Origin of the sequence: Lyngbya sp. CCY1209 (assembly GCF_035615495.1) — a bacterium.
Taxonomy (GTDB): Bacteria; Cyanobacteriota; Cyanobacteriia; order Cyanobacteriales; family Microcoleaceae; genus Limnospira.
On the sequence record NZ_JAJENU010000099.1, the window covers coordinates 1 to 311 of the forward strand.

At 45.0% G+C, this 311-nt stretch carries 1 protein-coding gene; it reads left to right on the forward strand.

Annotated features, from left to right (window positions below; all coding sequences use genetic code 11):
• Positions 1 to 91 precede the first annotated feature (91 nt).
• Positions 92 to 311, forward strand: a 220-nt coding sequence (locus tag LKE08_RS00575) for a hypothetical protein (protein WP_324702247.1), incomplete at its 3' end; no start/stop codon positions are given.

Consider the following 311-nt stretch of genomic DNA (forward strand, 5'->3'; position numbering starts at 1 on the left):
ACGCACCGCCCCCACCGAAAAATCCCATTAATAAATATTGGTTTTACACAGACAAAACCGACCCAGAAAAACGGATCATTTCTGGGTGTTTATGAAATTTGGATGGTGCGATGATGATGTTATAAATGACCGTGATGGCGGAAATGTGGGGGGTGGCGTTTCCCAAAATCCCGGTAGGGTGTGTTGCGGCATCGATAAATCATGGGTTGTAACGGTAAATATTAACCTGGCCGCAACGCACCGCCCCCACCGAAAAATCCCATTAATAAATATTGGTTTTACACAGACAAAACCGACCCAGAAAAACGGAT